General features: G+C 60.4%; 24 protein-coding genes and 1 pseudogene. 4 read left to right on the top strand and 21 right to left on the bottom strand.

The features are described from left to right. Window positions 1-100 precede the first annotated feature (100 nt). From VY732_RS29885 to ubiE, 11 genes and pseudogenes are all read right to left on the bottom strand, one after another. Window positions 101-973, bottom strand: a complete 873-nt coding sequence (locus VY732_RS29885; protein ID WP_371042266.1) for a methyl-accepting chemotaxis protein — start codon at window positions 971-973, stop codon at window positions 101-103. 30 nt (window positions 974-1,003) lie between these two features. Then, window positions 1,004-2,017: pseudogene (locus tag VY732_RS29890) on the bottom strand (methyl-accepting chemotaxis protein); the annotation flags it as partial. Between the two features lie 198 nt (window positions 2,018-2,215). Continuing rightward, on the bottom strand, window positions 2,216-2,923 hold the full coding sequence (locus tag VY732_RS01845) for a 16S rRNA (uracil(1498)-N(3))-methyltransferase (RefSeq protein WP_331693603.1): 708 nt from the start codon (window positions 2,921-2,923) through the stop codon (window positions 2,216-2,218). Continuing rightward, the gene (gene tatC, locus VY732_RS01850) at window positions 2,920-3,717 is read right to left on the bottom strand and encodes a twin-arginine translocase subunit TatC (RefSeq protein ID WP_331693604.1); all 798 of its coding nucleotides are present in this window, start codon (window positions 3,715-3,717) and stop codon (window positions 2,920-2,922) included. The genes VY732_RS01845 and tatC overlap by 4 nt, the downstream gene beginning before the upstream one ends. Before the next feature lie 256 nt (window positions 3,718-3,973). After that, on the bottom strand, window positions 3,974-4,438 hold the full coding sequence (gene tatB / locus VY732_RS01855) for a Sec-independent protein translocase protein TatB (RefSeq protein WP_331693606.1): 465 nt from the start codon (window positions 4,436-4,438) through the stop codon (window positions 3,974-3,976). Window positions 4,439-4,448: 10 nt separating this feature from the next. Next, entirely contained in the window at window positions 4,449-4,730 is a 282-nt protein-coding gene (locus VY732_RS01860) for a twin-arginine translocase TatA/TatE family subunit (protein WP_003220847.1), read from the bottom strand. 25 nt (window positions 4,731-4,755) lie between these two features. Further along, window positions 4,756-5,088 (bottom strand): phosphoribosyl-ATP diphosphatase, encoded by a 333-nt coding sequence (locus VY732_RS01865; protein WP_003220849.1) that lies wholly within the window; start codon window positions 5,086-5,088, stop codon window positions 4,756-4,758. Beyond that, window positions 5,081-5,482, bottom strand: a complete 402-nt coding sequence (gene hisI, locus VY732_RS01870; protein ID WP_007909357.1) for a phosphoribosyl-AMP cyclohydrolase — start codon at window positions 5,480-5,482, stop codon at window positions 5,081-5,083. The genes VY732_RS01865 and hisI overlap by 8 nt, the downstream gene beginning before the upstream one ends. 81 nt (window positions 5,483-5,563) lie before the next feature. Then, on the bottom strand, window positions 5,564-7,168 hold the full coding sequence (gene ubiB / locus VY732_RS01875) for a ubiquinone biosynthesis regulatory protein kinase UbiB (RefSeq protein ID WP_331693624.1): 1,605 nt from the start codon (window positions 7,166-7,168) through the stop codon (window positions 5,564-5,566). Beyond that, the gene (locus tag VY732_RS01880) at window positions 7,165-7,788 is read right to left on the bottom strand and encodes a ubiquinone biosynthesis accessory factor UbiJ (RefSeq protein ID WP_034152973.1); all 624 of its coding nucleotides are present in this window, start codon (window positions 7,786-7,788) and stop codon (window positions 7,165-7,167) included. Before VY732_RS01880 ends, ubiB begins: the two co-directional genes overlap by 4 nt. Next, a complete protein-coding gene (ubiE, locus tag VY732_RS01885) occupies window positions 7,788-8,558 on the bottom strand; it encodes a bifunctional demethylmenaquinone methyltransferase/2-methoxy-6-polyprenyl-1,4-benzoquinol methylase UbiE (protein WP_008080626.1) in 771 nt (256 codons plus the stop codon). Before ubiE ends, VY732_RS01880 begins: the two co-directional genes overlap by 1 nt. Window positions 8,559-8,724: 166 nt before the next feature. Here ubiE and VY732_RS01890 point away from each other — a divergent pair, with 166 nt between their 5' ends. The 3 genes from VY732_RS01890 (at window position 8,725) to VY732_RS01900 (ending at window position 10,600) form a co-directional block, all read left to right on the top strand. Then, window positions 8,725-9,000, top strand: a complete 276-nt coding sequence (locus VY732_RS01890) for a polyhydroxyalkanoic acid system family protein (protein ID WP_077570393.1) — start codon at window positions 8,725-8,727, stop codon at window positions 8,998-9,000. 243 nt (window positions 9,001-9,243) lie between these two features. Then, window positions 9,244-9,666, top strand: a complete 423-nt coding sequence (locus VY732_RS01895; protein WP_116029249.1) for a phasin family protein — start codon at window positions 9,244-9,246, stop codon at window positions 9,664-9,666. Between the two features lie 10 nt (window positions 9,667-9,676). Next, window positions 9,677-10,600, top strand: coding sequence for a phasin family protein (locus VY732_RS01900; protein ID WP_331693628.1), 924 nt, complete (start codon window positions 9,677-9,679; stop codon window positions 10,598-10,600). A 257-nt stretch (window positions 10,601-10,857) separates the two neighbouring features. Here VY732_RS01900 and VY732_RS01905 read toward each other — a convergent pair whose 3' ends face one another. From VY732_RS01905 to argS, 9 genes are all read right to left on the bottom strand, one after another. Continuing rightward, the gene (locus VY732_RS01905) at window positions 10,858-11,478 is read right to left on the bottom strand and encodes a TetR/AcrR family transcriptional regulator (protein WP_331693630.1); all 621 of its coding nucleotides are present in this window, start codon (window positions 11,476-11,478) and stop codon (window positions 10,858-10,860) included. A gap of 30 nt (window positions 11,479-11,508) precedes the next feature. Next, entirely contained in the window at window positions 11,509-13,191 is a 1,683-nt protein-coding gene (gene phaC, locus VY732_RS01910) for a class II poly(R)-hydroxyalkanoic acid synthase (RefSeq protein WP_077570401.1), read from the bottom strand. Window positions 13,192-13,330: 139 nt separating this feature from the next. Next, entirely contained in the window at window positions 13,331-14,185 is an 855-nt protein-coding gene (gene phaZ, locus VY732_RS01915; RefSeq protein ID WP_034152967.1) for a poly(3-hydroxyalkanoate) depolymerase, read from the bottom strand. 147 nt (window positions 14,186-14,332) lie between these two features. Beyond that, complete coding sequence (gene phaC / locus VY732_RS01920; protein WP_331693632.1) at window positions 14,333-16,012, bottom strand: class II poly(R)-hydroxyalkanoic acid synthase; 1,680 nt, start codon at window positions 16,010-16,012, stop codon at window positions 14,333-14,335. Window positions 16,013-16,270: 258 nt separating this feature from the next. After that, a complete protein-coding gene (locus tag VY732_RS01925) occupies window positions 16,271-16,642 on the bottom strand; it encodes a DUF971 domain-containing protein (RefSeq protein WP_331693634.1) in 372 nt (123 codons plus the stop codon). A 143-nt stretch (window positions 16,643-16,785) separates the two neighbouring features. Then, window positions 16,786-18,123 carry an ATP-dependent protease ATPase subunit HslU gene (gene hslU / locus VY732_RS01930; RefSeq protein ID WP_331693635.1) on the bottom strand — a complete coding sequence of 446 codons (1,338 nt, stop codon included), beginning with the start codon at window positions 18,121-18,123 and terminating at the stop codon, window positions 16,786-16,788. Between the two features lie 54 nt (window positions 18,124-18,177). Continuing rightward, window positions 18,178-18,708: an ATP-dependent protease subunit HslV gene (gene hslV, locus VY732_RS01935; RefSeq protein ID WP_016984593.1), complete on the bottom strand. Its 531-nt coding sequence runs from the start codon at window positions 18,706-18,708 to the stop codon at window positions 18,178-18,180. Window positions 18,709-18,940: 232 nt separating this feature from the next. Further along, window positions 18,941-19,657, bottom strand: coding sequence for an SPOR domain-containing protein (locus tag VY732_RS01940; RefSeq protein ID WP_007909385.1), 717 nt, complete (start codon window positions 19,655-19,657; stop codon window positions 18,941-18,943). Window position 19,658: 1 nt separating this feature from the next. Further along, entirely contained in the window at window positions 19,659-21,395 is a 1,737-nt protein-coding gene (argS, locus tag VY732_RS01945) for an arginine--tRNA ligase (RefSeq protein ID WP_331693638.1), read from the bottom strand. Between argS and VY732_RS01950 the strand changes: the two genes are divergently transcribed. Beyond that, a complete protein-coding gene (locus VY732_RS01950) occupies window positions 21,394-21,516 on the top strand; it encodes a hypothetical protein (protein ID WP_256579857.1) in 123 nt (40 codons plus the stop codon). The genes argS and VY732_RS01950 overlap by 2 nt on opposite strands. Before the next feature lie 90 nt (window positions 21,517-21,606). Here VY732_RS01950 and VY732_RS01955 read toward each other — a convergent pair whose 3' ends face one another. Then, on the bottom strand, window positions 21,607-23,826 hold the full coding sequence (locus VY732_RS01955) for a primosomal protein N' (protein ID WP_331693641.1): 2,220 nt from the start codon (window positions 23,824-23,826) through the stop codon (window positions 21,607-21,609). Window positions 23,827-24,102: the final 276 nt, after the last annotated feature.

The following is a 24,102-nucleotide window of genomic DNA, read 5'->3' on the forward strand; positions in this document are numbered from 1 at the left end:
AGGCTCGCTCCCACAGTTGACCGAGTTGTCCAATGTGGGAGCGAGCTTGCTCGCGAAGGCATCACCCCGGTTCAGAGCGAACCGAGGTGGATGAATCACCTCAAACCTTGAAGCGCCCCACCAGCATTTGCAGATGCGTGCCCAACCGCGCCAGCTCAACGCTGGACGCCGCCGTCTCTTCACTCGCCGCCGATGTCTGATCCGAGACATCCCGCACATTCAGCACGCTACGGTTGATCTCTTCAGCCACCGCGCTTTGCTGCTCGGCCGCTGCCGCAATCTGCTGGTTCATCGCCTGGATCGCCGAAACCGTGCGGGTGATGCTTTCCAGCGAGCCACCGGCGCGACGGGTCAGCTCAACGCTGCTGTCAGTCAGGGTGCGGCTGTTGTCCATGATCGTCGCCACTTGTTGAGTGCCGTTTTGCAGGCCGACGATCAGCTCTTCGATCTCTTCGGTGGACTTCTGCGTGCGCTGCGCGAGGCTGCGTACTTCATCGGCCACCACGGCAAAACCACGTCCGGCTTCACCGGCACGCGCAGCCTCGATGGCCGCGTTGAGGGCCAGTAGGTTGGTTTGCTGGGCCACGGATTTGATCACGTCGAGTACGCTGCCGATCTTGTCGCTTTCGCGCTTCAGCTCGCCCATGGCCTCGGTGGAGTGGCCGACTTCAAGCGCCAGACGCTCGATCTGCGCGATCGCTTCGCCCACCACTTTGTCACCTTCGCGTGCTTGCTGGTCGGCGGCGACGGCGGCTTCGGAAGCTTCTTCGGCGTTACGCGCAACTTCCTGCACGGTGGCGGCCATTTCGTTCATGGCGGTGGCGACCTGATCGGTCTCGATTTTCTGATTGTTGACCCCGGCGCTGGTCTGCTCGGTCACGGCTGATAGCTCTTCGGCGGCGCTGGCGATCTGGGTGACACCATCGCTGATGCCGCCCACCAGTTCGCGCAGACCCTGGGTCATGCTCTGCATCGAGCGTTGCAGTTGGCCCAATTCGTCACGACGCAGGGACACCAGATTGTGGGTCAGGTCACCAGCGGCCACGCGCTCGGCGACTTTCAGGGTCTGGTTCAGCGGGATGATGATCTGGCGGGTGATCGCCCAAGCGGCCAGCAGACCGAACGCCACGGCCAGCAGAGTGGCGATGATCAGCATGTTCTTGGCGTGAGCGGCATCGGTGTCGCGCACCACGGTTTGCGATTCAGTAAGTTTCTTGCTGACGTCGATGAGGATGTCGCCCTGCGTCGACATGCGCGCGGCGGCCTTGGCGTTGTTGACCTGCGAGTCGCGGAACTGTGCAACGGCGGCACGATAGGCTTTGATCGAATCAGTGGCCTGTTGCAGGTTGGCAATGTGTTGTTCCGGCAATTTGGCCGGCAGGCTGTCGAGGTTTTTCAGGGCGTTGTCGATGGCATCGAGCGCCGGTTGCTCGGCTTCGGCCTTACCGCTGTAGGTGTAGCCGCGCACTTGGTAGCGTGCTTGCTGCAGCAGTTTGCTCAGATCGATCACGCTGTTGAATTGCGCGACGCTATCACCCGCCAGCATGGATTTTTCCACTTCGGCGACTTTGGCCACGGCGTTGTCGGCACTCGCGCCAAGCTTGCTGCGGGCGTCTTCGCGCTGCACGGTGGCCTGGGTCATGTCGGCAAAAGCGCGCTTGTATTCGGCAACGGCGGCCAGTTGTTGATCGACCATCGCCGCGTCGGACGGCTGTTCAATCAGGCTGCGTGCGGTTTGCAGGCCGCTGTCGAGTTTGTTCAGCAGATCGGTGACCGCGCCCGGGCCTTGTTCGCCTCGGCGTGCTTCGTAGTCCAGACGCGCCAGGCGCAGGTCCTTGGTCAGTTCGTTAAGGCTGGAGATAAACCCGAGTTTGTCACCGCGGCTGATGATGCCGCTCATGCCGGTCCAGCCGGTGAAGGTGATCAACAGTGTCAGCAACAGCACCAGGCCGAAACCGATTCCCAGCTTGCGTTTGACGCTGACGTTTCCAAGATTCTCGGCTAACCAACGGTACATGCGACGACTCCCCGACCACTAATTGGACTTATGGAGAGGGTATCGGCCGAATGATGGCAATCTGTAACACCATTTATCCGCCGGACCGCACGGTATCAATGTAGGAGCTGCCGAAGGCTGCGATCTTTTGATCTTGCTTCTAAAACAACATCAAAAGATCGCAGCCTGCGGCAGCTCCTACAGGGGAGCGGTGTTTGGTTAGAAGAGCCGGGCGAGCAGGGCGGTGACGGCGGTTTCGACGCGCAGGATGCGTTCGCCCAGTTGCACCGGTTGCAGGCCGGACTTGGCCAGCAGATCGATTTCGTAGGGAATCCAGCCGCCTTCAGGGCCGATGGCCAGCGTCACTGGTTCGCTGAGCGCGCGTGGGCACGGTGGATAGTTACCGGGATGGCCGACCAAACCGAGGGTGCCTTCGGTAATCGCCGGCAGCCGATCTTCAACGAACGGCTTGAAGCGCTTCTCGATGATGATCTCTGGCAGGACGGTGTCGCGCGCCTGTTCGAGGCCGAGGATCAAGTTTTCGCGAATCGCCTCGGGCTCAAGAAACGGCGTCTGCCAGAAACTCTTCTCGACCCGATAGCTGTTGACCAGAATCACCTTCGACACGCCCATGGTCGCCACGGTCTGAAACACCCGGCGGAGCATTTTCGGACGCGGTAGGGCGAGTACCAGAGTCAACGGTAATTTGGCCGGTGGCGGCTGATCGAGGCTGACGCGCAGTTCGGCTTCACCCGCTTCCAGGCGCAGCAACTCGGCCGAACCCATCAACCCATCGATGCGCCCGACGCGCAGGCTGTCACCGACTTCCGAGCGGTGAACCTCCTGCATGTGCGTCAGGCGCCGATCACGCAGCACCACGCGGTCGGCCGCAATGAAATCGGCCTCTTCGAGCAGCAGCAGGTTCATGCCTGGGTCGCTGGCGGCTGGTCGTTGTGGTCGTCGGCCGGGGTTTCTTCCGGGCGTTCGCGCTTACTGATCAAACCACCGAACAGAATGCCGATTTCAAACAACATCCACATCGGCACGGCCAGCAGGGTCTGCGAGAAGATGTCCGGCGGCGTCAGGATCATGCCGACCACGAAGCAGCCGATGATCACGTACGGGCGGATTTTCTTCAGGTATTTGACGTCGACCACGCCGATCCACACCAGCAGTACCACGGCCACCGGGATCTCGAAGGCCACGCCGAAGGCGAAGAACAGCGTCATGACGAAATCGAGGTAACTGGCGATGTCGGTCATCATTTCCACGCCGGCCGGGGTGGCCGCGGCGAAGAACTTGAAGATCAGCGGGAACACGAAGTAATAGGCGAACGCCATGCCGGTGTAGAACAGCAGAATGCTCGACACCAACAATGGCACCGCGATGCGCTTCTCATGCTTGTACAGGCCCGGCGCGATAAAGCCCCAGATCTGATGCAGGATCACCGGGATCGCGAGGAACAGCGAAACCATCATCGTCAGCTTCAGCGGCGTCAGGAACGGCGACGATACGTCGGTGGCGATCATCGTCGCGCCGACTGGCAGGTACTGGCGCAGCGGCGTCGAGACGAAGGTGTAGATCTGCTGGGTGAACGCAAACAGCCCGGCGAAGATGATGAAGATCGCCGCCACACAACGCAGCAGGCGGGTGCGCAACTCGGTGAGGTGCGAAACCAGCGGCATGTGCTGGTCGTTTTCGGGGAGGCTAGGGCCTGTCATCGGTCATTTCCTGTGTCGCGCCGAGCCCGTATTTGCGCAGGGCAAGGCGCGAGGCGCGTAGTTTGGCGTTTCAAATTAGCAACGAGTAACGCAGCCCTGCGCAAATACGGGCCGGCCCTTCGGGTTGTGCCTGAAAGCGGGCCAGACTGCGTTGTAGTCCTCGGAAAGGTAAAACACATTCCCTTCGGACTACGCCTTGCCTGGCCCGCTTTCAGGCGACAACGCGACACAGGAAATGACCGATGACAGGCCCTTGTCATGGGGCTCGCGGCGGCAGAGTGGAGTCGTGAGGCGCGGGTGTAATCGGCGCGGCGGTTGGGGACACGTGTTCAACCGAAGTTTCTGCGGCCACCGGTTCTGTCGGCGCTACAACGGCAGTAGGTGCAGGTGCAGGTGCAGGTGCAACGGGTGCAGCTGGCGTATGAATCGTCTGCTGCCCGACATGTTCAACTTCAACCGGCGTCGGCTCTTGCTGAACCGGGCTGAAAATCTTCCGCGCCTCCTGTTCCAGCGACAGAATGTGCTCGTTGTGCAGTTGCCGACGGATCTCGTCGGCACCGATTTCACGTTCAACTTCCTGTTTGATCGCGTTGAAGCTGCGCTTCAACCGTCCGACCCACAGGCCGGCAGTGCGCGCAGCGCCCGGCAGACGCTCGGGGCCCAGCACCAGCAGGGCCACGAGGCCGACGAGCAGCAGTTCAGAGAAGCTGATACCAAACATTAGTCAGTGCTCACACGTCTTTGCGGATCGGCTCTTCGACTTTCTGCGCCTGCACGTCGATGGTGTGCGGCGGGTTGGCCTGAGCGGTGGCTTGCGGCTGCACCGGTGGCACCGGCTGCGCAGGCGTCACGGTTGGATCGGCAGCCGGTTTTTCATCGTCGTTCATGGCTTTGCGGAAGCCCTTGATCGACTCGCCGACGTCGGTGCCGAGGTTTTTCAGTTTCTTGGTGCCGAACACCAGCACCACGACAACCAGAATGACGATCCAGTGTTTCCAGTCAAAAATGCCCATGTTGCTGTTCCTCTCTAGAAATTGTTCAGGCGGACGGACGCGAGGCTTTCTCGACGTGTCCGGACAGGCCGAAGCGGCGATCCAGTTCATCCAGCACGGCCTGCGGATGCTGCCCCAGTTGGGCGAGCATGACCATGCTGTGGAACCACAGGTCGGCGGTCTCGTAGATCACATCGCTGCAGTCACCGCTGATGGCGGCGTCCTTGGCGGCAATAATGGTTTCGACCGACTCTTCGCCGACTTTCTCCAGAATCTTGTTCAAACCCTTGTGATACAGACTAGCCACATACGAGCTGTCGGCGGCTGCGCCCTTGCGCTCTTCAAGCACCTGAGCGAGGCGGGTCAGGGTGTCACTCATGTTTGTGTCCTGCGGAATAAATGGCGTGCGGGTCTTTCAGAACCGGGTCGACTGTCTTCCAGTCGCCGTTTTCGAAGACACGGTAAAAGCAGCTTTGACGGCCGGTATGGCAAGCGATGTCGCCGATCTGTTCAACCATCAGGATGATCACGTCGGCGTCACAGTCCAGACGCATTTCATGCAGCGTCTGCACATGGCCGGACTCTTCGCCCTTGCGCCACAGCTTGCCACGGGAACGTGACCAGTAGATTGCACGGTTTTCCGCAGCGGTCAGTTCGAGCGCCTCGCGGTTCATCCAGGCCATCATCAGCACGCGTCCGGTCTTGTGATCCTGGGCAATCGCCGGCACCAGGCCATCAGCGTCCCATTTGATCTCGTCCAGCCAGTTTTTCATCTTCGACTCCGACAGCGAACCCCACACTTCAATAGTCGGGTTCAGGCATTGAAACAGTGTGCCAGCCGATCACGAAACTGGCTATCGGCGAACGACCAGATACAAGCCGACTGCCACCATGATTCCCGCCGGCCAATGCCCCAATTCGTGCAGCGGGCCACCGAGGGCGAGGATCACCCCGCCGGCCAGATGCGCGCAACCGAGCAGGCGCAGGAACCAGTCGTCCTTGCGTTTATGCCACGGTGGCGGCGGGTCGTAGGCGTGCGGCTGGGACATGCGTTCGAGCAGATCGCGGGCCATATTCGCCAGATGCGGCAACTGTTCAAACTGGCTCTGCACGTTGCCGAGCAAGGCTTTCGGGCTGACGCGCTCGCGCATCCAGCGTTCGAGGAACGGCTGCGCGGTGTTCCACAGATCCAGATCCGGGTACAGCTGACGGCCGAGGCCTTCGATGTTCAGCAAGGTTTTTTGCAGCAGAACGAGCTGCGGCTGCACTTCCATGTTGAAGCGCCGCGCAGTCTGGAACAGGCGCATCAGCACCTGGCCAAATGAAATATCTTTTAACGGTTTTTCGAAGATCGGTTCGCACACGGTACGGATCGCCGCTTCGAATTCGTTGAGTTTGGTTTCCGCCGGCACCCAGCCCGAATCAATGTGCAGTTGTGCCACGCGACGGTAGTCACGCTTGAAGAAGGCGAACAGGTTGCGCGCCAGATAATCCTGATCTTCCGGGGTCAGGCTGCCGACGATGCCGCAATCGATCGCAATGTACTGCGGGCTCCACGGATTGACGGTGCTGACGAAGATGTTGCCCGGGTGCATGTCGGCGTGGAAGAAACTGTCGCGGAATACTTGGGTGAAGAAGATCTCCACACCGCGTTCGGCAAGCATTTTCATGTCGGTGCGCTGGTCGGCGAGGGTCGCCAGATCGGTCACCTGAATGCCGTAGATACGTTCCATCACCAGTACTTTCGGCCGGCACCAGTCCCAGTAGACCTGCGGCACGTAGAGCAGCGGCGAACCTTCGAAGTTGCGCTTCAACTGGCTGGCGTTGGCCGCTTCGCGCAGCAGATCCAATTCGTCGTAGATGGTTTTTTCGTAGTCCTGGACCACGTCGACCGGGTGCAGCAGCCGCGCGTCGGCGGAGAGTTTTTCGGCGGAGCGAGCAAGGATGAACAGCCACGCCAGATCCTGCGCGATGATCGGCTTCAGGCCCGGCCGGATCACTTTGACCACGACTTCCTCGCCGGTTTTCAGTTGCGCGGCATGCACCTGCGCCACCGAGGCCGAAGCCAGCGGTTCGACGTCGAAACGGCTGAACACGTCGCTGATTTTCTTGCCCAGCTGTTCTTCGATCAGCTTGATCGACAGCTGCGAATCGAACGGCGGCACGCGGTCCTGCAGCAGCATCAGCTCATCGGCGATGTCTTCCGGCAGCAGGTCGCGGCGGGTCGAAAGAATCTGCCCGAACTTGATGAAAATCGGCCCGAGATCCTGCAACGCCAGACGCAAACGTGCGCCCCGGCTCAGGTCCAGCGGCTTGCGCGGGAACCAGCGCCATGGCAGCACATAGCGCAGCGCCAGGAGAAACCAGGGCAGCGGCAGATCGAACAGCAGGTCATCGAGGCGGTAGCGGATCACGACAGACTGGATGCGCAGCAGACGGCGGACGGCGAGCAGCTTCATGCGTTATCGCTTGGGTCGAGGGATCGGGAGAGGCGCTCGAAACGCGCCTCGAGACGTTCCAGATCAAGTTTGATCCGGTCCAGTTCGCTGAACCGCGCTTCGGCTTCGCGCTGCCCGACGAGGGTGCGCGATTCTTCGGCGAGGTATTCGGCGAGGTTCTGGTTGAGGCTGGCAAATCCTTGTTGATACCAGCGTGCGCGGCTGCGCAGGTGGCCACCGACCAGTTGCGTGGCAACCGGGCCGAGCCAGCGCGAGAGTTCGTACTCCCAGTCCAGCTCAAGGTCCTGCAGCACGCCGGCCAGCTCCAGCAGCACGCCGCTGTCGCCATCGAGCTCGACTTCCGGGGCGTGCAGCACCGCGGTCTTGTCTTTGCTCACGGCCAGTTTGATCAGGCTCGAGGCCGGCGCACGCAGGGTGCAGTCGACTGCGGTTTCCCAGTGCGAGGCTAGCATCAGACCTTCGTCGCTCGGCAGGATGAACAGTTGCAGCGCCGGGCTGCGGCAGTCGACGGCAATCACCTTGCCGGTCAAATGCGCCAGCCGCGGCAGCGCCGTGCTGTCGAGACGCAGCACCCGGTTGAGGCCGAGTTCAACGCTGGCGAGCAGCCCGGTGAGCAACATCAGGGCTTGATGCCGCGGTGCAGGGCGACGATGCCTGCGGTCATGTTGTGATAGGTCACGCGGTCGAAACCGGCGTCGACCATCATCGACTTCAGGGTTTCCTGATTCGGGTGCATGCGGATCGATTCGGCCAGATAGCGATAGCTTTCCGAGTCGTTGGTGATCAACTTGCCCATCAGCGGCATGAAGGCGAACGAATAGGCGTCGTAGGCTTTCGACATCAGCGCGTTGGTTGGCTTGGAAAATTCCAGCACCAGCAGACGACCGCCAGGCTTGAGCACGCGCAGCATCGAGCGCAGAGCGTCTTCTTTGTGCGTCACGTTGCGCAGGCCGAAGGCGATGGTCACGCAATCGAAATGGTTGTCCGGGAACGGCAGTTTTTCCGCGTCCGCCTGAACGAACTCGACGTTGCCGGCGACACCCAGATCGAGCAGGCGATCACGGCCGACCTTGAGCATCGATTCGTTGATGTCGGCCAACACCACCTGACCGGTCGGGCCGACCAGGTGCGAGAATTTTTTGGTCAGGTCACCGGTACCGCCGGCGATGTCGAGCACGCGGTTACCGCTGCGCACGCCCGACAGTTCGATCGCGAAACGCTTCCACAAACGGTGCATGCCGCCCGACAGAAGGTCGTTCATCAGGTCGTACTTGGCGGCTACCGAGTGGAACACCTCAGCGACTTTTTCCGCTTTCTGGCTTTCCGGAACGTTTTTGAAGCCGAAGTGAGTGGTGGGTTCGGCATCGCTGCCTTTGCGCTGATCAGTCATATCGCTGTCACCAAAAGAGAATGCGCGACATTCTAATCCCCAAGCCATGCTTTGTCTTGGAATGGCTAAAGGTAAGATGGGCAACCCTCGGGACGATTTGCCGCAGCGGCGGTCAAGATTTACCGATACCTATTTATCGCCCCATTCAAAAAGCAGGAGTCAATCAATGGCCAAAATCACTGTTGAGCGTGCCCACAATCTGGGTAAGGAAGCCGCCCGCGAGAAGGCCGACAAGCTGGCGCAAAAACTCTCCGAACAATATGGCCTGGAGCCGCAATGGTCCGGCGACACTCTGAACCTCAAGCGCTCGGGCGTGAAAGGCGCGGTGCATGTGGCGGACGATTCGATCAAGGTCGACGTGGAACTGGGCATCATGATGTCGGCCATGAGCGGCATGATCAAAGCCGAGATCGAAAAAGCCCTCGATAAAGCCCTGGTCTGATTTCCGCCTGAAATACGATCCCCTGTAGGAGTGAGCCTGCTCGCGATAGCGGTCTGTCAGTCGACATCATTTTTGACTGATACACCGCTATCGCGAGCAGGCTCACTCCTACATTTGTTTTGTGTTCGGCCAGAGGTTCATGTCAGTTGTTAGGGTGCCGTTTCTAATTTTTCTGCCTACTTTGTGCCAGAGCCCGACACTTTCGCGGGCAGTTCCTCAAACCTTCTGCGCGTGAGGTGCACCATGGCCAAAGTAATTTTGAAGAAAAAAATCGACGCTTCGACTTCTGCTCTGAGCGACGTCAAATCCTATGCCCGCAAGATCTGGCTGGCAGGCCTGGGTGCCTACGCCAAGGTCGGCCAAGAGGGCAGCGAGTACTTTCAAGAGTTGATCAAGGCTGGTCAAACTGTTGAAAAGAAAGGCAAAAAAGCCGTCACCGAAAAACTCGAAGCGGCCAACGCCGAGATCGATGAAGCGAAGGGCGAAGTGAGTTCTTTCAAAGGTCGCGTCGAAGTTCAACTCGACAAGGTCGAGAAGGCGTTCGACTCCCGCGTAGCAAGCGCCTTGAATCGTATCGGCATTCCGTCTAAACATGACGTTGAGACACTCTCTGCTAAGCTCGATGAGCTGACGGCATTGCTCGAACGCGTCGCGCGTAAATCTTAAGGAGAACGGGATGGCTGGTAAAAAGAACACCGATAAAGAAGGCAGCTCGTGGATCGGGAAAGTCGAAGACTACTCCCGCAAAATCTGGCTGGCTGGTTTAGGCGTGTACTCGAAGATCGACACTGACGGCAGCAAGCTCTTCGATACATTGGTCAAAGACGGCGAGAAAGCCGAGAAGCTCACCAAGTCCGCAGTCGGCAAAAAAGTCGATGCCGCCAAGGACTCTGCTTCTTCGGCCAAGTCGCGCATCAGCGGCGTGAAAGATCGCGCCCTGGGCAAGTGGGACGAGCTGGAAGGTGCTTTCGACAAGCGCCTGAACAGCGCGATTTCGCGCCTGGGTGTACCGAGCCGCAATGAGGTCAAAGCACTGCATAGCAAGGTGGAAACCTTGACCAAGCAGATCGAAAAACTCACCGGTCTGAAAACCCAGCCTGTGGCGGCCAAAACCGCTGCGGCAAAACCGGCAGCGAAAACGGCTGCGGCCAAACCAGCGGCCAAGTCTGCTGCCAAGCCACTGGCCAAAGCGGCAGCTAAACCTGCTGCAAAAGCCGCGGCTAAACCTGCTGCGAAAACCGCCGCCGCCAAGCCGGCAGCAAAAGCTGCAGCCAAACCGGTTGCCGCCAAAGCCGCTGCCAAACCGGCAGCTAAACCAACGGCCAAAACCGCAGCAAAACCTGCTGCCAAGCCAGCCGCGAAAACCGCTGCCGCCAAACCGGCTGCCAAGCCTGCGGCCAAGCCGGCAGCAGCGAAGAAACCAGCGGTGAAAAAACCGGCCGCGCCGAAAGCCGCTGCGCCGAAGCCAGCAGCACCTGCTGCAGCCAAGCCGGTCACTCCGGCAGCCCCGGTGAGCGCGTCGAACTCCGCCGCGGCACCGACTCCGGTGGCTACCCCGACTGTTGCATCGACGCCATCGACGCCAACCAGTCAGTCCTGATTTTTCAGGGCAAAATAAAGCGCCCGGCCTGTGAAAGGTCGGGCGTTTTTGTTTGTGCTTTTAAAAAGCTTACCCTCACCCCAGCCCTCTCCCGGAGGGAGAGGGGGCCGACCGAGGTGTCTCACGCTATACGCCGACCTGAAAGGCCTTATCGATTATGGATTCGGTAACGCACTGTCAGGTCGGCGTACTTCTACAGCATCCCCCAATCAGTCCCCTCTCCCTCCGGGAGAGGGCTAGGGTGAGGGGCTTTTCATTCAGTCGTGATCTTCAAGGTATTGCAGGGCCATCCGCTCCGTGGCGACTTTAACCGGCGGCAACAAATGCGGCGCCACTAGCATCATGATTTGGTAAACAACCAGTCTCACTTCCCCCTCACGATCCAGAATCCGCTGATAATCCAGCGAAAACAGCAACGTCATGGTGATCTGCTCCACCAACTGCCCCAGCGCCTGCGTATCACTGACCAACTGCCCCGAAGCCTTCAACCGCGCCAGCAACGACGCCAGCGTGCGCTTCAGCGCATTGAGCAGTTGTCGAATGCCCTTGGCCAGCTTCGGCAAGCGTCCGGCGAGGTTCGACAGGTCCTGAAACAGAAAGCGATACTGCGCCAGCCGCTCGACGATCAAATGCAAAAACAGCCAGTAATCCTCCGGTGCCAATTCCACATCCGAGGGCGGATCGAGCAGTGGCGCCAGTTCATTCTGGAAGCGTTCGAACAACCCGAGAATCAGCGGTTCCTTGCCGTGAAAGTGGTAGTAGAGGTTGCCGGGGCTGATCCCCATTTCGTTGGCCACCTCCATGGTGGAGACGTTCGGCTCGCCCTTTTCGTTGAACAGTTGCAAAGCACATTCGAGAATCCGGTCGCGGGTTTTCATCCAGTCTTCTTAGAAAAGTTCGGTTAAGCGTCAGCGCACACGCACGTAAGTACCGGGCGCTGCCTCCATCGGTGGATAGTTCGGGTTGCCGAGGGTGAACGAGGTTTCGTGCTGCGCCCCCGAGCGTTGCTGAATCCACTCCAGCCACTGCGGCCACCAGCTGCCGTCAACGTGCTTGCCGTCGTAGTACCAGGCGCGCGGGTCGCTGCTCATCTTGGCGTTCTCGACGTACGCGGCTTTAGGGTTGCTCGGCGGGTTGAGGATGCTCTGCACATGGCCGCTGTTGGACAGCACGAAACGGCGCTCGCCACCGAGCAGCAGGGTCGAGCGATACACCGCATCCCACGGGGTGATGTGGTCGTTCATGCCGGCGACGCTGAAGCTGTCGACGGTGACTTTCTGCAGATCGATCGGCGTGCCACAAACTTCCAGTCCACCCGGATGGGTCAGCGGGTTGTGCTTGAAGAAGTCCAGCAGGTCACCGTGAAATGCCGCCGGCAGTCGGGTGTTGTCGTTGTTCCAGTAGAGGATGTCGAAGGCCGGCGGCTCTTTGCCCAACAGGTAGTTGTTGACGAAGTAACTCCAGATCAGATCGTTGGGACGCATCCAGGCGAACACTTTGGCCATGTCGCGACCGTCGAGCACGCCCTTTTGATACGAGCGGCGCTTGGCGGCTTCGAGGGTTTGTTCGTCGGCGAACAGCGTCGCCGAGGTTTCGATTTCACTGTCGAGCAGGCTGACCAGATAGGTTGCGCTGGAAACCCGCCGCAGTTGTCGTTTGGCCTGCAAATGCCCTTGCAGCGCGGCGATGGTCAGCCCGCCAGCGCAGGCGCCCATCAGGTTGACCTCGCGGGCGCCGGTGATCGCCCGGCAGATGTTCATCGCTTCTTCCACCGCTTCGACGTAGGTCGACAGGCCCCATTCGCGATGGCGTACATCCGGGTTGCGCCAACTGATCATGAACGTCTGCAAGCCGTTCTTCAGGGCGTACTGGACGAAGCTGTTATGTGGGCTGAGGTCGAAAATGTAGTACTTGTTGATTTGCGGCGGCACTACCAGCAGCGGCTTGGCGTACTGCTTTTCGCTCATCGGCTTGTACTGGATCAACTCCAGCAGATCGTTGCGGAACACCACCGAGCCGGTGGTGGTGGCGACGGTCTTGCCGACCTCGAAAGCCTGTTTGGTCACCTGGCGCGGCAGGCCGTCGTTGTGCAGCAAATCATCGAACAAATGGCTGAGGCCGCGCACCAGACTGTGCCCACCGGAGTTGAACAGCTCCTTGACTGCCAGCGGGTTGAGCAGGGTGTTGGACGGCGCCACGGCGTCGTTGAGCAGGGTGAAGGCGAAGTGCGCACGGGCGCGATCGTCCGGGCTCATGTTGCTTTCATCGATCCAGCTTTTGACCTGTTTTTGCCAGGCCAGATAGGCCTGCAGGCTACGCCGGTAGAACGGGTTGAGGCTCCACGCCGGATCGGCGAAGCGGTTGTCGTTCGGGTTGGTCGGGTGCAGGGTTTCGCCGAGCAGCACGCGGCCCAGTTGGCCACCAAGTTTCAACGCGTGCTTCGCACTGTGGATTGGGTTGCGCAGGCCATGGGCGGCGACGCTGCGCAAGGTCGAAATCAAATCCCGCCCACGCAGGCCGGTGATCGCACTTTGTGCGTTGATGAACACGGCGGGGCTGGGCACAACGCCCGTCGCTGGTTTGTCGCGCATGACTCAACACTCCTTCGTCTTCAGGCCAAAAACAAACTCACCGAACCAGAACACCATAGACGCTGTTGCGGGTTGCTGCCTGCGCGGCGTCCTGCCGCGCACTCTTTGCCAAAGGCCTGCATAAAGCCTGCCGCTGGGGTTAACCGCCGAGCGGTGTCGGATGCGGGTGCATCACCGCGCGCTGCCGTTCCTCCTGGAGAAATTTCATGATGATCGGCGCCACCGCTTCAGCGCGGGTAATCAGGAACAGATGACCGTCGTCGATGATGTGCAGTTGGGCGTTGGGAATGCGCCAGGCGAGCATGCGCATGTTGATCAGCGGGATCAGCGGGTCGTCGTCACCGGCCAGCACCAGCGTCGGCTGATGGATCTTGTGTAGCCAGTGAATGCTGGTCCAGCCGAGGCCGGCGAACAGTTGCCAGTAGTAACCGAGCTTGCCGGCCGAACGCACTTTCGCGGCGTGGCTGGCGGCCAGGGTCGGATCGCGTCGGAACGAGCCGCCGTAGATCAGCGGCGCGATGCGGATCACATGGGAAGGCTGAATGTAGCGCCGCGGACTGGCCATCATCCACAGCACTTTCGGTTTGCCCGGCACCATCACCGCACCGGCCGCGGTCGCCGCCAGCACCAGTTTCTTGCAGCGCTCGGGGTAGTCGTAGGCGAACTGCTGCGCGAGCGCGCCGCCCCACGACACGCCAATGACGTTGACCTGACCGTAGTCGAGGTAATCGAGCATGCGCGAGGTCAGCTTGGCCAGACCGGGAAAGCGATATGGCCGGTTCGGCGTGGACGAGCCGCCGACACCAGGCACGTCGAAGGCGATCACTTCCAGATCCGGGTCCAGCGCCGCGACAAACGGAAACACCAGCTCCAGGTTGGCGCCGATGCCGTTGAAAATCAGCAAGGGCGTCAAGTGAGGCTTGCCGGGGCGTACCGCCGTGCGGAGGGTCTGGCCATCCAGATCGACGGTACGGAATATGAACGGTTGCGGCATGCTTCAGGCCCTGTGGATTTCAAGTACACCCCGCCCCCTGTGGGAGCGAGCCTGCTCGCGAAGGCGTCGTGTCAGCCAACATCGATGTTGATTGAATGAGCGCTTTCGCGAGCAGGCTCGCTCCCACAATGACAAGGTGGGTGTCAGTTACCGCTCATGTACGTAAGTGCCCGGCGATGCTTCACCCGCCGGATACGCCTTGTTGCCCAGTTTCAGCGGGGCCTTTTTCAGGTTGCCCGAGCGCTCGGCCTGCCACGTTTGCCAGTACAGCCACCAGGAATCGGTATGCTTGGTCGAGTTCTCTTGCCATTCATCGGCATTGGCCGCCACTTCCTCGCTGGTCATGTAACGCGATTTCGGGTTGCCCGGCGGGTTCAGGATGCTCTGGATATGCCCGCTGCTCGACAGCACGAACTCGACCTTGCCACCAAACAACTGCGCCGACTTGTAGCAGGACTTCCACGGGGTGATGTGGTCGTTGGTGCCCGCCAGCGAGAAGATGTCGGCCGTGACCTGCTTGAGGTCGATCGGCGTGCCGCACACTTCCAGTGCATTCGGGCGAATCAGTGGGTTGTTTTTGAACATCTCGATCAGGTCACCGTGGAACGCCGCTGGCAACCGTGTGGTGTCGTTGTTCCAGAACAGGATGTCGAACACCGGCGGCTCGTTGCCGAGCAGGTAGTTGTTGACCCAGTAGTTCCAGATCAGGTCGTTCGGGCGCATCCAGGCAAAGACCTTGGCCATGTCTTTGCCTTGGAGCACGCCGGCCTGATACGAATGACGCTTGGCGGTCTCCAGAGTCTGCTCGTCGACGAATAGCGCGACGTCGCTGTCCAGCGTGGTGTCGAGCACGCTGACCAGCAGCGTGAGGGCATTGACCTTCTTCTCGCCGATCGCCGCGTAGTGGCCGAGAAGGGCGGTGCAGGTGATGCCACCGGAGCAGGCACCGAGCATGTTCACATCTTTGCTGCCGGTGATTGCGGTGACCACGTCGACCGCTTCTTTCAGCGCGTCGATGTATGTCGATAGACCCCACTCGCGCTGGGCCTTGGTCGGGTTGCGCCAGCTGACGATAAACGTCTGCACGTTATTGCGCAGGCAGAAGCGCGCCAGACTCTTGTCCGGGCTCAAATCGAATACGTAGAACTTGTTGATCTGCGGCGGCACCACCAGCAAAGGGCGCTCGTGGACTTGCTCGGTGATCGGCTTGTACTGGATCAGCTCCAGCACGTCGTTGCGAAACACCACCGCGCCTTCGGTGACACCGAGGCTCTTGCCGACCTCGAACGCGCCCATGTTGACCTGGCTCGGCATGCCGCCGTTGTGTACCAGATCCTTGGCCAGATGCGAGAGACCGTCGAGCAGGCTTTTTCCGCCGGTTTCGAAAAAGCGTTTTACCGCGGCCGGGTTGGCAGCAGTGTTGGTCGGGGCCATGGCTTCGGTCATCAGGTTGATGACGAAATGGCCGCGTGCAATGTCCTTGGGTGACAGGCTGCTGTCATCGATCCAGGCATGGAGTTCCTTGCGCCACGCCAGGTAGGTTTGCAGATAGCGTTTGTAGAGCGGGTTCTGGCTCCACGCAGGATCGGCGAAGCGACGGTCATCGCCAGCCGGTTGCAGTTCTGATTTGCCGAACAGCACGTTCTTCAGTTCGAGGCCGAAATGGGTGACGTGCTTGACGCTATGGATCGGTTGTCTGATGGCCTGTTTCAGCACCATACGAGCAGAGGCCAGCAGATCCTTTCCGCGTAGCCCAACGACGGGATTAAGCCCCAGGGTGTTTTCCGAGGCTTGGTACTTCAGGTCATCGTTATTCTTGTTACTCATCTACGACGCTCCATTGTCCTGAGACGAGTACCCGGTTTTCTGCTGTGCAGTTCCACAGCCAATGCCAGGTACTACTGCTCGGGTGACCGTTAATTCTGCATAGCTGCTTTACAGTCGTAGAGCACTGCAGGGAACTTGCCAGCTCCATTGGTTACCCGAGTTTAATTTTTTTCGCAAGCGGGCCGATCCTCGGCCACACAGCGGAGCATTCAAACAGATGAATTTAGAAAATGCCCTCTAATGAGCGCAAGGCACGGGCTAGAGCATCAGCTTGACGACTGACTCGTTCGGATCGCGGGTCTTGCCCGCCGCTTTGAGCTCGGCCAGATAATCGGCCCAGAGTGCGTCATAACGTCGCCCCAGCTCGTAGAGATAATCCCAGGTAAACAAGCCACTGTCGTGACCGTCGTCGAAGGTCAGTTTCAGTGCGTAGTGACCGGCCGGTTCCAGCTTGCTCAGACCGACGTTGATCTTGCCGAATTGCAGGATCGGTTTGCCGTGGCCCTGGACCTCGGCGGAGGGGGAGTGCACGCGCAGAAATTCGGCGGGCAGGGTGTATTCCTCTCCGGACGCGTAGGTGAGCGTCAGGGTTTTCGAGGCTTTGTGCAGTTTGATGTCGGTGGGGATCATGAGCAGGTATCCGTCTGGTGCGGAACCTTGTGGGAGCGAGCCTGCTCGCGAAAGCGGTGGTTCAGTCAACACAAGGGTTGAATGTACTGCCGTCTTCGCGAGCAGGCTCGCTCCCACCGTTCCATTACATCTGTAAGTATGGCTTACAGGATATAACGGGACAGGTCTTCGTTCTGCGCCAATTCGCCGAGGTGGCTGTTGACGTATTCGGCGTCGATCAGAATCGGCTGCTCATCGTGGGTGCTGGCCAGATCGCCGGCACTGAACGACACCTCTTCGAGCAAGCGCTCAAGCAGCGTGTGCAGACGACGGGCACCGATGTTCTCGGTCTTCTCGTTGACCTGCCAGGCGATCTCCGCCAGACGCTTGATACCTTCCGGCTGGAACTGGATGTTCAGGCCTTCGGTTTTCAGCAGCGCGCAGTATTGTTCGGTGAGCGAAGCGTCCGGTTCGCTGAGGATGCGCTCGAAGTCCGACGGGCTCAGGGCCTTGAGTTCAACGCGAATCGGCAGACGACCTTGCAGCTCCGGCACCAGATCGCTCGGCTTGCTCAGGTGGAAAGCACCGGATGCGATGAACAGAATGTGGTCAGTCTTGACCATGCCCAGTTTGGTGTTGACGGTGCAGCCTTCGATCAGCGGTAGCAGGTCGCGCTGTACACCTTCACGGGAGACATCGGCGCCGCCGACATTGCCACGCTTGGCAACTTTGTCGATCTCGTCGATGAACACGATACCGTGCTGCTCAACCGCTTCCAGCGCTTTGGCTTTCAGCTCTTCTTCATTGACCAGACGCCCGGCTTCTTCGTCGCGCACCAGCTTCAGCGCTTCTTTGACCTTGAGCTTGCGCGCCTTCTTCTTGCCCTTGCCCATGTTGGCGAACAGCGACTGCAACTGGTTGGTCATTTCTTCCATGCCGGGCGGCGTGGCGATTTCGATGCCGGCGACTTCAGCGACTTCGATCTCGATTTCCTTGTCGTCCAGCTGACCTTCGCGCAGACGCTTGCGGAACAGCTGGCGGGTGTTGGAATCGCTGCTTGGGGTTTCTTCATTGCTGAAGCCCATGCGCGCCGGCGGCAGCAATGCGTCGAGGATACGATCCTCGGCAGCGTCTTCGGCGCGGTGGCGCACGCGGGTCATTTCCTGCTCGCGGAGCATCTTGATCGCAGCGTCGGCCAGATCACGGATGATCGATTCAACGTCACGGCCAACGTAGCCGACTTCGGTGAACTTGGTCGCTTCGACTTTGATGAACGGCGCGTTGGCCAGTTTCGCCAGACGACGGGCGATCTCGGTTTTACCGACACCGGTCGGGCCGATCATCAGGATGTTTTTCGGGGTCACTTCAACGCGCAGCTCTTCAGGCAGCTGCATGCGGCGCCAGCGGTTGCGCAGGGCAATCGCGACGGCGCGCTTGGCATCGTCCTGGCCGATGATGTGGCGGTTGAGTTCGTGGACGATTTCGCGGGGAGTCATGGACATAGTAATTGACGGTCCTCAAGCAGAAACAAGCCGTGGCACAGGGCCGCGTCAGGCTTATTCAGCGAGATCCTGCTCCTCAATGGTCTGAGTGTGGTTGGTGAATACACAGATGTCGCCGGCGATGCCAAGGGCGGTTTCGACGATTTCGCGGGCCGACAGGTCGGTCTTTTTCAGCAGCGCGCTGGCCGCGGCTTGCGCATAGCCGCCGCCGGAACCCATGGCAATCAGGCCATCTTCGGGTTCGACCACGTCACCGTTGCCGGTGATGATCAGCGAGGCGTCTTTGTTGGCCACCGCGAGCATGGCTTCGAGGCGGCTCAGGGAGCGGTCGGTGCGCCATTCTTTGGCGAGTTCGACAGCGGCGCGCACCAGGTGGCCCTGATGTTTTTCCAGCTGGCCTTCGAAACGTTCGAAGAGGGTAAAGGCGTCAGCGGTGGCACCGGCAAAACCGGCGATGACCTGGCCGTGGTACAGGCGACGGACTTTTTTCGCGTTGCCTTTCATCACGGTATTGCCGAGAGAAACCTGGCCGTCGCCGCCCATGACGACTTTGCCGTGACGGCGGACTGAAACGATGGTGGTCAAGGGAAGAGTCTCCACACAGCGGGGCGAAAGTGCCTTATGCCCATTCATATGGGGGTGCTGGAGAGGATTTCAACCGGGGAGGGTGCGGAGGGACGAACGGCGGGGACTGATCAGGGGTATGTGGTGTTGCAAACAATGCCTTCGCGAGCAGGCTCGCTCCCACAGGGACCGCGTAATTCCTGTGGGAGCGAGCCTGCTCGCGAAGAACGATGACGCGGTGACTCTGACGAAGTCAGCGGCTCTGGCGTTGTTGTAACAACAGGTTGCTGAAGCCGGCGCCGGCCAGTTGTTTCTGTGCGGTGGTCAGTTGTTCGCGGTTGCTGAACGGGCCGACCAGTACGCGGTACCAGGTTTCATCCTTCACCGTGCCGGATTCAACCGCCACCGCCTGACCGAGCAGAATGATCTGCGCGCGGACCTTGTCGGCATCGGTTTCCTTGCGGAACGAACCCGCCTGCAAGAAGAACTTGGTCACCGGCGCCGCTTTGCTCACCGGTGGCGCTGGCGGCGGGGTAATCCCGGCCAAGGCTGCCTGCGCGCGCGCGGTGTCGATCTTCGCCGCTTCTGCCGGGGTCACCGGCGTGGTCGGGATGGCCGGCACTTGTGGCGTCGGCAACGTCTTCTCCGGTACCGCGTCCGGCGGCACGATCACTTCCGATTCCGGCAGCAGGGTGTAGAAGTCGTACTTCGGCTTCACCGGTTGCGTCGGGCTCGGCGGGGTCTTGTTGGCCTCGGCGATCTTCGACGCTTTCTGCTGTTGCGCCTGTTCGACCTTCTCACGCTTGACCGTGTCGCTGCCCTTGCCCGGCTCCAGCTTCATCAGAAACACGATGAACGCGCCGACCGTCAGGCCGATGGCCATCCACAGCCAACCCGGAATCGGTTGCTTCGCAGGAGCTTGGTAACGGCTGGCGCCACGCTTGGGTGCAGGTTTTTTCTTGGCAGCCAACTTACATACGCTCCAGAGTTTCCAGACCCAACAGCTCCAGGCCTTGCTTGAGGGTGCGACCGGTCAGCGCGGCCAGGCGCAGACGGCTCTGCATCTGGGCCGGGGTTTCGGCGGCGAGGATCGGGCAGTTCTCGTAGAAGCTGGAGAACAGACCGGCAACGTCGTACAGATAAGTGCAGAGAATGTGCGGCGTGCCTTTGTCGGAGACGTTGTTCAGCACTTCGCCGAACTGCGCCAGTTTCGCCGCCAGCTCTTGCTCATGTGCGGCTTCCAGCACGATCTGGCCATCGACTTCGCTGAAGTCCTTGCCCAGTTTGCGGAACACACCGGCGACGCGGGTGTAAGCGTAAAGCAGGTACGGCGCAGTGTTGCCTTCGAAATTCAGCATCAGGTCGAAGTTGAAGCTGTAGTCGCTGGTGCGGTGCTTCGACAGGTCGGCGTATTTCACCGCGCCGATGCCGACGACTTTGGCGATGTTGCGCAGTTCGTCTTCGGCCAGCTCCGGGTTCTTCTCTTTCACCAGGCTGTAGGCGCGTTCCTGCGCTTCGGTCAGCAGATCGATCAGCTTCACGGTGCCGCCGTCACGGGTCTTGAACGGACGACCGTCGGCGCCGTTCATGGTGCCGAAGCCCATGTGTTCCATCTCCATCGGATGGGTGACGAAACCGGCCTTGCGCGCCACGGCGAACACTTGCTGGAAGTGCAGGGCCTGACGCTGATCGACAAAGTACAGCGCGCGATCGGCTTTCAGCTTGCCGCTGCGGTAGCGCACGGCCGCCAGGTCAGTGGTGGCATAGAGGTAGCCGCCGTCAGCCTTGACGATAATCACCGGCAACGGGTCGCCGTCGGCATTCTTGAACTCGTCGAGGAATACGCATTGTGCGCCGTTGCTCTCGACCAGCATGCCAGCGGCTTTCAAGTCGTTGACCACGTTGATCAGGTCGTCGTTGTAGGCGCTTTCGCCCATCACGTCGGCCATGGTCAGTTTGACGTTGAGCAGTTCGTAGATCTTCTGGCAGTGCGACAGCGAGATGTCCTTGAACTTGGTCCACAGCGCCAGGCACTCGGCATCGCCGGCCTGCAACTTGACCACCAGACCACGGGCGCGGTCGGCGAATTCTGCGGATTCGTCGAAGCGCTGTTTGGCGGCGCGGTAGAAGTTTTCCAGGTCGGACAGCTCGTCGCTGGTGATCGGATTTTCCTGCAGATAAGCCATCAGCATGCCGAACTGGGTGCCCCAGTCGCCGACATGGTTCTGACGGATCACTTCGTCGCCGAGGAATTCCAGTACGCGGGCCACGCCGTCGCCAATGATGGTCGAGCGCAAGTGGCCGACGTGCATCTCTTTGGCCAGGTTCGGCGCCGACAGGTCGACCACGGTGCGCTGCGCCGGGCCAGCCTTGCGTACGCCAATGTGAGCGTCGGCCAGCGCAGCGTCGAGGCGCGAAGCCAGTGCCTGGGTGTTCTGGAAGAAGTTGATGAAGCCCGGGCCGGCGATTTCGGCCTTGGTGACGTTCTCGTCGGCAGGCAGTGCGGCAATGATTTTTTCCGCCAGATCGCGCGGTTTCATGCCCGCAGGCTTGGCCAGCATCATGGCGATGTTGCTGGCGAAATCGCCGTGGGTCTTGTCACGGGCGTTCTCCACCTGAATCGCCGGCGACAGGCCTTCAGGCAACACACCTTCGTTGACGAGTTGGGTGAGGGCTTGTTGGATCAGCTGGCGAATGGTGTCTTTCATGGTCTTCTCTTTCGACCGCAAGCGCGGCGGGCGCATCGATGCGCGGGTGGAAAAACTGGGCATTATCCGTTGCGAAGACGGGCTTGCCAACCTTAGCAGGCAGCTTATGGATATGTGGTGACAAATAGATCATTTTCGCGAGCAGGCTCGCTCCCACAGGTGCTGCGCAGTCCTTGTGGGAGCGAGCCTGCTCGCGAAGGCGATCTTTCTATCAATACAAATCTACAGGGTCGACATCCAGCGACCAGCGCACCGCCCGCCCGCTCGGCATCTGCTCCAGCGCCAACAACCAACTGGTCAACAGCCGGTGCAATGGCGCCCGTGCCGACGCTTGCAACAACAGTTGCGCGCGATAGCGTCCGGCCCGTCGCTCCATCGGCGCCGGCACTGGCCCAAGCAGTTCAATCCCGCTCAGATTCTGCTCGGTCAGCAAGCGCTCAGCTTCGCTGCACGCCTCATCGAGAAAGCCTTCCGCCTGCCCCGGCTTGTGCGCTTCGGCACGCAGCAGCGCCAGATGCGCAAACGGTGGCAGTCCGGCAGCCCGTCGTTCGCTCAAGGCCTGTTCGGCAAAGGCGAAATACCCCTGTTCGGTGAGCTGCACCAATAAAGGATGGTCGGCGAGGTGGGTCTGAATGATCACCTTGCCCGGCTCCTCGGCACGCCCGGCACGCCCGGCCACCTGCACGATCAATTGGGCCATGCGCTCGCTGGCGCGGAAGTCACCGGAGAACAACCCGCCGTCGGCATCGAGGATCGACACCAGCGTCACCCGCGGAAAGTGGTGCCCTTTGGCCAACATCTGTGTGCCGACCAGAATGCACGGCTGACCTTTCTGAATCGTCGCGAACAGCTGATTCATCGCGTCCTTGCGCGAGGTGCTGTCACGGTCGACGCGCAGCACCGGGTAATCGGGGAATAGAATCGCCAGCCGTTCTTCGGCACGTTCAGTACCCGCGCCGACCGGGCGCAGATCGACCTTGTTGCACTTCGGGCACTGGCGCGGCGTGCGCTCGACGTAGCCACAGTGGTGGCAGCGCAGTTCACCGTAACGCTGGTGCACGGTCATCCGCGCGTCGCAGCGTGAGCATTCGGACATCCAGCCGCAATCGTGGCACAGCAGCGTCGGCGCAAAACCGCGACGATTGAGGAACACCAACACCTGTTGCCCATTCGCCAGTGTCTGACCGATGGCTTGCTGCATCGGCCCGGAAATCCCGCTGTCCAGTGGACGGCTTTTTACATCCAGGCGCAGGAAGCGCGGTTGCTTGGCGCCACCGGCGCGCTCGTTCAGGCGCAGGAGGCCGTAACGACCGGTGTAGGCGTTGTGCAGGCTTTCCAGCGATGGCGTGGCAGAACCGAGCACGATCGGGATGTTTTCCTGGCGGGCACGGACCAACGCCAGATCGCGGGCGTGGTAGCGCAAACCTTCTTGCTGTTTATAAGAGCCGTCGTGCTCTTCATCGATGATGATCAGCCCGGGATTCTTCATCGGCGTAAACAGCGCCGAGCGGGTACCGATAATAATGTCGGCCTCGCCATCACGGGCGGCGAGCCAGGCGTCGAGACGCTCGCGGTCATTGACTGCCGAGTGCAGCAGGGCGATCCGCGCGTTGAAGCGCTGCTCGAAGCGCGCCAGGGTCTGCGGGCCGAGGTTGATCTCCGGGATCAGCACCAGCGCCTGCTTGCCGGCTTCGAGGGTTTCGCGGATCAGTTGCAAATAGACTTCGGTCTTGCCGCTGCCGGTGACGCCGGCCAGCAGGAACGCGTGATAACTGTCGAAACCGGCGCGGATCGCCTCGTATGCGGCGCGTTGTTCGGTGTTGAGCGGTAATTCCGGTTGCGCCAGCCAATGTTCGTGGCGCGCACCGGGTGCGTGACGGCGGATTTCCATCTGCACCAGATTTTTCGCCAGCAGCAGATCAAGGCTGTCTTTGCTCAGCATCAGTTTGCTCAGCAACTGATGGGCGACGCCGTGCGGATGCTGGGCCAGCGTGGCGAGTGCTTCACGCTGACGCGGCGCTCGAGCAATGCGCGGGTCTTCAAGGCTGGCGCCGGGCGTGGCTGACCAGAAACGCTCCTGCCGGGCCTCGGCCAGTTCGCCTTGGCGCAGCAGTACTGGCAGCGCCCAGCTCAGGGTGTCGCCGAGGCTGTGCTGATAATACTGCGACGTCCACAGGCACAACTTGAACAGCGCTGGCGGCAGCGGCGGCGTAGTGTCGAGCAGCGCCAGCGCCGGTTTGAGTTTCTCCACCGGCACTTCGCTGGTGTCGGTGACCTCGACCAGAATGCCGATCATCTCGCGTCTGCCAAACGGTACGCGCAAACGCATACCCGGCTGCAATTGCTCGCGCAGCACGCCGGCCGGCGCTCGGTAGTCGAACAGGCGGCGCAAGGGTGAAGGCAGGGCTAGGCGCAGAATGGCGTCGGGCACGCGGGGGGATCTCTATAAACAGAACAAGGACATGACACATATCCAATGTAGGAGTGAGCCTGCTCGCGATAGCGGTGTGTCATTCAGCATTTATTTCTTCTGACACACCGCTATCGCGATCAGGCTCACTCCTACAAGGGAATCGCGCAATGGGCCGGGAGCCTAGCAGACGGTCGGTCTCGGTGACAGCTTGCGTGTTTGAAAAGGTCTGGTAGAATCCGCGGCCTAATTACGTGCGGTATTCAACAATAGTGTTGGGTGGCGGCACGCTAGCTG

Origin of the sequence: Pseudomonas sp. ZY71, from assembly GCF_036542145.1 — a bacterium.
GTDB classification, from domain to species: Bacteria; Pseudomonadota; Gammaproteobacteria; order Pseudomonadales; family Pseudomonadaceae; genus Aquipseudomonas; species Aquipseudomonas koreensis_A.